Origin of the sequence: Gluconobacter sp. Gdi, from assembly GCF_014132155.1 — a bacterium.
Lineage (GTDB): Bacteria > Pseudomonadota > Alphaproteobacteria > Acetobacterales > Acetobacteraceae > Gluconobacter.
Genome location: NZ_BLJQ01000026.1, coordinates 1 through 6,745, shown reverse-complemented (window position 1 = coordinate 6,745; position 6,745 = coordinate 1). Strand labels below are relative to the sequence as shown.

Sequence of the window (6,745 nt, the reverse complement as noted above, 5' to 3'; positions counted from 1 at the left end):
ATCTGTTCATCCGTCAGCCAAAACAGGTCGCTCATCTCCAGTCTCCTCACAGAGCCTGAATCAGATTTCCGTAATCAAATCAATGGGTCCTGAGCCTAGCGCCCTGGCCCACCCTACGACCGCTGGTCGCGGGTCCGATCAATGTTCGGGCCATTGAGGAGCACTGGGACGAAACTCTACGCCTGGTCGCCTCGATCCGGGCGGGCACGGTCACAGCTTCAGTCATGTTACGCAAACTGGCAGGCTATCCTCGTCAAAATCCTGTGGCCCGGGCCTTACGCGAAATTGGCCGTGTCGAACGCACGCTGTTCATGCTCGACTGGTTCGATGACCCCGAACAACGGCGACGAACCAACAGTGTTCTTAACAAGGGCGAGGCACGCAACGCGCTTGCCCGGGCCGTATTTTTTAATCGTCTGGGCGAACTGCGAGATCGCACGTTTGAAAACCAGCGGCATAGGGCATCTGGTCTGACGCTTGTGACGGCAGCTATAACTTTGTGGAACACGGTCTATCTGGACCGTGCCGCTCAGCATCTTCGTCAGACGGGCATCGCGATACCCGTTGACGTGCTTGCTCATGTGGCACCACTCGGCTGGGAGCATATTGGTCTCACAGGGGATTATCTTTGGGGCGAAATCGGGCAGCCGCGAGATGATTTCAGGCCTCTTCGGTTGCAATCCGGTTTCTAAAATCCTTAGCGTACGTTTTCGAACAGTCTCTCACCGCTCCCCTTATTTAGTCGCACTAAAGGCGTAAATCATCATGTCGTATAATATTTCTTATGCCAACTAGGTTTCGTGGACAAAGGGTATTCACTGGAGGACTGACACGAGATTGACAAAGCCGAGGTAAGATTCCTTGGTTTTGTCGTATCGGATTGCGATGCGCCGTCAGTTCTTGAGCTTGTTGAACAGACGCTCGACGAGGTTGCGCCAGCGGTATTTTTCGCGGTCGTGCGCGATAGGATCGCGCCGGTTGCTCTTGGCGGGGATGACCGCTTCGACGTCAGCTTTCGTCAGTTCCTCACGGATGGCGTCGGCGTCATAGCCCTTGTCGGCCAGCAGCGCCTCAATCTTGTCTGCGATCATGCGGAACAGCGGACCGAAGCCCTGGATGTCGTGGGTCTGCCCTGGTGTCAGGACAAATCCGAGCGGGCGGCCTTTGGCATCGCATCGGGCGTGGAGTTTGGTGCTGAAGCCACCGCGCGATCGGCCAAGCGCCTCGGTCTCCTGATCCCCTTTTTTATGCCGACGGCACAATGATGTGCCCGGACCACGGTGCTGTCGATCATGTCGGCGGTGGCGTCGCGCTCCACTATTTCAGCCAGCGTTTCCAGCATCGCGTCGAACATGCCAGTTGTAACCCAGCGCCGATAGCGGCGGAACACGCTGTTCCACTTGCCGTATTCGTCTGGCAGGTGTCGCCACTGCGAGCCTGTCCGCGCAATCCACATCATGCCTTCGAAATAGAGGCGGTTATCCTGCGCCGGCCGCCAGTCCAATCCGTTCGCCCAACGCTGCCTCCAAAAGACAGCCTTGAATCAAGGCATGGGTCCACTGTCAACCTTTGTCCACAAAACCAAATGAACCTTCGCAAATCGAATGGCGAGCAAGTTTGAAGCAGAAGGCCAAGGAACGGTGGATTGCCAAGCACGGCAATACGCATTGAGGCCGTTTCAGGATCGCCCTTGATTAAAATGCGGCGTTGCCGTACAAACCTTTATGCACTCAGTCATAGAAACCCCGATTTTCACCAAGAGAGCAGATGCTCTTTTAAGCCGTGAAGAACGGGCGGAACTTATTAGGCTGCTTGCTGAGAACCCACGCCAAGGTGACGTTATCCCCGGAACTGGTGGCGTTAGAAAGCTAAGGTTTGCAGGGTTAAGTCGAGGTAAGAGGGGCGGCGTTCGGGTCATCTGGTACGTCGCTAGTGACCGGATTCCGGTTTATGCCCTGTTGATCTACGGCAAGAATGAGCAGGACGATCTTACGCCAGACCAGAAGAAAGCCATGACATCTATGGCCGAACGCATAAAGAGATCAGATCAGGGAGGGACTTAATATGGCAGAGCAAATGAACATTGCCGATGAACTGCTTGCCTCCATGGAGCAGGCTGTAGGTATTGCTGAAGGGACTGTGCAGCCCGGTCGTGTCTGGACGCCTCCTGAAATCAATGTTGCGAATATCCGCAAGCGGACGGGTCTGAGCCAGGCGCGTTTTGCAGCCCGGTATGGGTTTAGTGCCGCCGCTGTACGTGACTGGGAACAGAAGCGCCGGATGCCAGAAAAGGCCGCCCGCACGTTGCTGATGTTGATTGATCGTGAGCCTCAGGCTGTGGAGCGGGTGCTTATTGGCGCGCGATGCCCTTGATCATCAGTCTGACGTCGGCTCTATTGTCAGTAGAAATGAGGAAGGGGACAGCCCGGCAAGGCCATCCCCTTCAAAATCTTCGCTCCCCGGCGAAGGTGGACTTGATCCAAAGGAACTCGCAATTCCAATGGGTCCGACACTGATTTTAGTGATCCTGACGACGGGATACAAGACTAGATCAGCAGGAACAGAGACGCCTTCGCCTTTTTGAAAGGTTTGGCCCGTGTCCCGTTCCGAAGTTAAACGCTCTTTCCGTCAAACGGTTCTGAACCTGTTCCATGACGGGCAGCTATCCCATTCTGAAAAATCGGAGGGATCGAAGAACCGTTGATTGATGTGCTTGGTTCGTGATTTCAGGCTTTTGGCGATTTGATTGAGGGTTTCCGGGGCGACTTTCGCTCTGCGTTTTGAGCAGATCCCGGCCTATCGCCAGTGGGATGGCTACGCGCTCGCGTTCATCCGCTCCAGGAGGAGAAAGCGACGCATATTGTAGACGATATTGGCCAGCCCGATCCTCATGGTGGCCCGGGTGATACCGACAGTTCGGACGAACAGCCCCGTCTGCGATTTCTGATCGGCAAAGACATGCTCGACGCGGGATCGGATGACCGACTTCCCTGCATTCGATTTCTGGATATGCCGGGGCATCGGCTTGAGCTGCGGTTTTTTGCGATGAACCTTTGAGACAAAGCCCTGCTTTTCCATGAAGTCTTCATTGGCTTTGGAGCGATAGGCCGTGTCTGCCCAGACGCCTGAGGCCGTATTAGTTTTATCCAGCAGCCCCTCTCTCAATCGCGCACCATCATTGGCGGCGGCATCTGTCGTCTTCCATTTCCGGATGAACCGAAACTTCCGGTCGATGGAGATATGGGACTTGTAGCCAAAGAATGGGATAGCCAGATCGCTGGAGGGCATGGTTCCATCATCCTGCCGCTTTGCCTTCGTGAACTTCAGCGTCCAGCGCGCATGACGATCCTTGTGCGACAGCTTTGCGGTTCTGTCCTGCCAGTCTTCAGGAATACGTCCTGCCCGAAGATCGGCTTTTTCTGCATTGGTGTTCCGCTGCTTTGGAGCAGCCACCAGTGTGGCATCCAGGATCTGGCCTGACATCGGTAAATACCCGGCGTTGCGCAGGGTCGCGTCAAAGCGCTCAAGAAATCTTTCAATGGCCTCTGCCTCTGTCAGGCGCTCACGGAATAGCCAGACTGTTCTGGCATCACGCACACGGTCCGACAGTCCCAGACCAGAAAAGCGCATGAAGGACAGACGATCATTTATCAGGTATTCCGTCCGCTCATCGGACAAATTGTTCAGCGTCTGAATCATCAGTATTTTGAACATCAGCACCGGATCAAACGGCGGATGGCCGCCCTTGCGTCCGTCTGAATAAGCCAGGGCCTGCCCCAGATCAGGGCGGAAGACTTCAAAATCCACAGTCCAGGAAAAGGCTTCGAGTTGATCACCAAGCCCGCTCGGACGCGCAAGCCGACCTTTAACATCAAAGAAACCGGGCTGCTTCACCATCTATCCTCCCTCCTCCCTCCCGTCATCACACCAACAATGGAATCACAGCCAACAGTTCAGAGCCAGAGGTTCTTCGAACACTCCAGATCAGAGCGCACAGTGTGATCTTCCACAAGGTATGGTCCGCCGGACACAACCTGAATGGAGAGAATGCTTGGCTCTCTGCTAACGATATCTCCGCTCTGCAGCGACAGGGCTGCATTGCCATCTGTCCAGCGGTATCTTGATGATTCCAGCTCGTGCCATCCTGACAGGTGAGACAAGGAAAAATGCGCTGTCAGCCTGACCGTCTTTCGGGATGCAAAAAGCGAGACGTCGCCAACTAGAACGCCCAGGTTGCGACGATCATCCACGAACGGTCCGATCGTGTCACTCGGACGACTGCTCCGTGAAACGAGGCTCACACTCTCAACAGCGGCCGGAATCATGAACATGACCCGATCGTTCGCCTGACGCAGCGGACGGATAATCTGCCCAAAGTTTGTCACCAGGTGCAGATCTGGATCCGTCGTCAGCTCGGGCTGAGGCGCAGCACTTGCAGCACGTGCAGCAATCGTGGCATGGATCGGCTCGACAAACGCCCGGGACGTCTCCAATGGCAGTGTTTCCGAACCAGCAGCCTTTGAACCGCCAAAGATTGCGGTCACTGTGTGGTTGTCGAACTGGCTGCGGTTCCCTGTATCGAGATAGCTCTCGGTCAGTGCGTTTTCAGCCCAGACCGCTTCATGGCTCTCCAGTTCTACATGGTAATAGGTGTAGCTGTTGATCGTGCGATCAATCAGGATCGAGACACCGTTAACCAGCATACGGGCTGGAACAAGCTTGCCCTCGAAGACCATGCAGTGTTCCTGCGTGACCAGCAGATCACGGGACGGAACGCCATCGGCGAGAGCGCCCTCGCGGATGCGGACGAGCCAGTTTTCTTCTGGCACACGCTGGTCGGCGACCGTGATGGAGCGATGACCCAGCCATTTGACGGGCATGGCGCCTTTGGGCGTCATGACCAGCGTACCCGGCACGAGGGTCTCGACGGTTGCTTCGCCGTCTGGCGTCGTGAGCGATGTGCCTTCTGCAAAGCACGTCGTGTAAATCAGGCCGCCATTACTGTCAGACGACAGGGTGTAACCGTAGCTGCTGGCGCCCGGTACATTGAGAGAGTACGTGCCGCCGGAAGTATAGAACGTGATGCCAGTGGATGTTGTAGTGACGCTGGTGACACTGGCCTGCGGAATGGAGGCAAGATCGATCGTGTCCTTAGGAGACCAGCCAGAGATTGTATTGGTTGGCATGGAGGTGCCGCTGACAACCAAACGCGCACCATCACCAGAGAGCAGGATGCTATTGCTGCCAACAGTGCCGTTGACAACCAGAGTACCGCCCGAAGAGACAACTGCCTGCCCTGCAATCGTACCGCCCGAGGCAACAGCTACAGTACCGCCATTCTGAACTGTGGGGGTGGAGATCGCGGCACCACTCAGAACATTGAAGGTAACGTTATTAGAGACGGTCCAGGTTCTGGTATCTTTAAATCCAGATTCCAGATTAACAACACCACCATTCGACGTGAAAGTTGTATTATTCGTCCCGCCGGTAGGTGTGTAAACATTCAGCGTTCCACCATCCACTACAGTGCTGGATACAACGCCACCCTGAACATTTATCGTACCACCGGAAGAAATACGCGAGCCAGACAGAACAGCGCCCGAATTAACGGTAATTGTGTTTCCGCTGGTAGCGTAATTTCCGCTGGTAGCCGTAAAGGTTACACCAGACTCCAGAATGAAGTTACCGCCAGTACCAACAATAGTCGTGCTAGTCGTATTGTTGGTGTACAGATCCAGTGTACCACCACTTATAACAAGATTGGTTCCGGCGCTTGCATACGCTTGAAGAGTAGCCGAGGCACCACTTCCAATCGTTTGGTTAGCAAGAGTTGCACCGGAAGAGACTACTAATGTAGTGCCAGCCCCCGAGAGCACACCTCCCGAAATGCTTCCTGGAGTTCGTGATCGTACCCGTTAGAATAGTACCTGACGCCGCCGTAATAGCAGCACCTGCTGCGACAGTGCCTCCGCTGATGACCGCACCGTCAGCAGCGCTTAGAACGCCGCCGCTGAAAGCGCTAACAGCAAGAACAGTTGCCCCGCTAGCGGCACTGACAGTACCGCCGCTACGAATATAGGGATTATTGGCCGTTCCACCGCCAGAAACGTAACGAATACCTCCACCCAAAATGACACCTTGGTAGGAAGAGCCGCCACTGGAAATGTAATCCTTACCACCACCACTGACCACACCGTTCCGCACGATGGCGCCCGACGAAACAAATCGCTGACCGTAGTTGTATTGGTCCTGCGTTGCACCGCCACTCGAGACGATTTCAATATCGCCAGCCGAGATAACATTCGAGGCGACTTGCCCCGAGGAAACATTATAAGTCGCCATTGCGTGTGCATCCTCAATCATCAGTCACTGAGCGGAATGTGAAAGGGTTCACGCCCTGGCCAAGTGAACTGTCCTCACTGCAATTACCCGTCAGTTTTATGGGAGCAGCGGCGGTGAGAGGAAAATGTAAACACTGCGGAAACGTGAGCTCAAGCTTTTTTTAACGGAGATAATAGGCAGAATTTTAATGTTTTATTTACGAATGAGCGACGAAACTAATCCGCAAAAAAAAGAATTGAAAACCCGTGGAATAATCACGCTTTTTAATGTGATCACATTCCAATATCAAAAGAATACCTAAGACCTGTAGGTTTTGAGATGATCTATGGTTGCAGCGATGCAGATGACGGCCATGAAGGATGTGGCGGTATTTTCGTATCGTGTAGCGATTGCTCTCCACTCC

Annotated in this window: 5 protein-coding genes and 2 pseudogenes; 2 read left to right on the top strand and 5 right to left on the bottom strand. The window is 54.4% G+C overall.

Features of this window, described 5'->3' with window-relative positions; translation table 11 throughout:
* Window positions 1–98 precede the first annotated feature (98 nt).
* Window positions 99–692 (top strand): annotated as a pseudogene (locus tag JN414_RS16070) (Tn3 family transposase); the annotation flags it as partial.
* Between the two features lie 201 nt (window positions 693–893).
* Here the strand turns inward: JN414_RS16070 and JN414_RS17065 are convergent.
* Together JN414_RS17065 and JN414_RS17175 are read right to left on the bottom strand one after the other, a co-directional pair.
* Entirely contained in the window at window positions 894–1,262 is a 369-nt protein-coding gene (locus JN414_RS17065; protein ID WP_099213648.1) for an IS5 family transposase, read from the bottom strand.
* Between the two features lie 89 nt (window positions 1,263–1,351).
* Window positions 1,352–1,504 (bottom strand): annotated as a pseudogene (locus JN414_RS17175) (transposase); the annotation flags it as partial.
* 560 nt (window positions 1,505–2,064) lie between these two features.
* Between JN414_RS17175 and JN414_RS16050 the strand changes: the two are divergent.
* On the top strand, window positions 2,065–2,373 hold the full coding sequence (locus tag JN414_RS16050) for a DNA-binding transcriptional regulator (protein WP_099213651.1): 309 nt from the start codon (window positions 2,065–2,067) through the stop codon (window positions 2,371–2,373).
* 441 nt (window positions 2,374–2,814) lie between these two features.
* On the opposite strand, the gene JN414_RS16045 is transcribed toward JN414_RS16050, so the two are convergent.
* From JN414_RS16045 to JN414_RS16035, 3 genes are read right to left on the bottom strand one after another with little or no spacing between them, the layout of a single operon-like run.
* The gene (locus JN414_RS16045; RefSeq protein WP_167386197.1) at window positions 2,815–3,897 is read right to left on the bottom strand and encodes an IS5 family transposase; all 1,083 of its coding nucleotides are present in this window, start codon (window positions 3,895–3,897) and stop codon (window positions 2,815–2,817) included.
* 56 nt (window positions 3,898–3,953) lie between these two features.
* Window positions 3,954–5,876, bottom strand: a complete 1,923-nt coding sequence (locus JN414_RS16040) for a Hint domain-containing protein (protein ID WP_237390132.1) — start codon at window positions 5,874–5,876, stop codon at window positions 3,954–3,956.
* The gene (locus tag JN414_RS16035; RefSeq protein ID WP_237390131.1) at window positions 5,821–6,342 is read right to left on the bottom strand and encodes a hypothetical protein; all 522 of its coding nucleotides are present in this window, start codon (window positions 6,340–6,342) and stop codon (window positions 5,821–5,823) included. The genes JN414_RS16040 and JN414_RS16035 overlap by 56 nt, the downstream gene beginning before the upstream one ends.
* Window positions 6,343–6,745 lie beyond the last annotated feature (403 nt).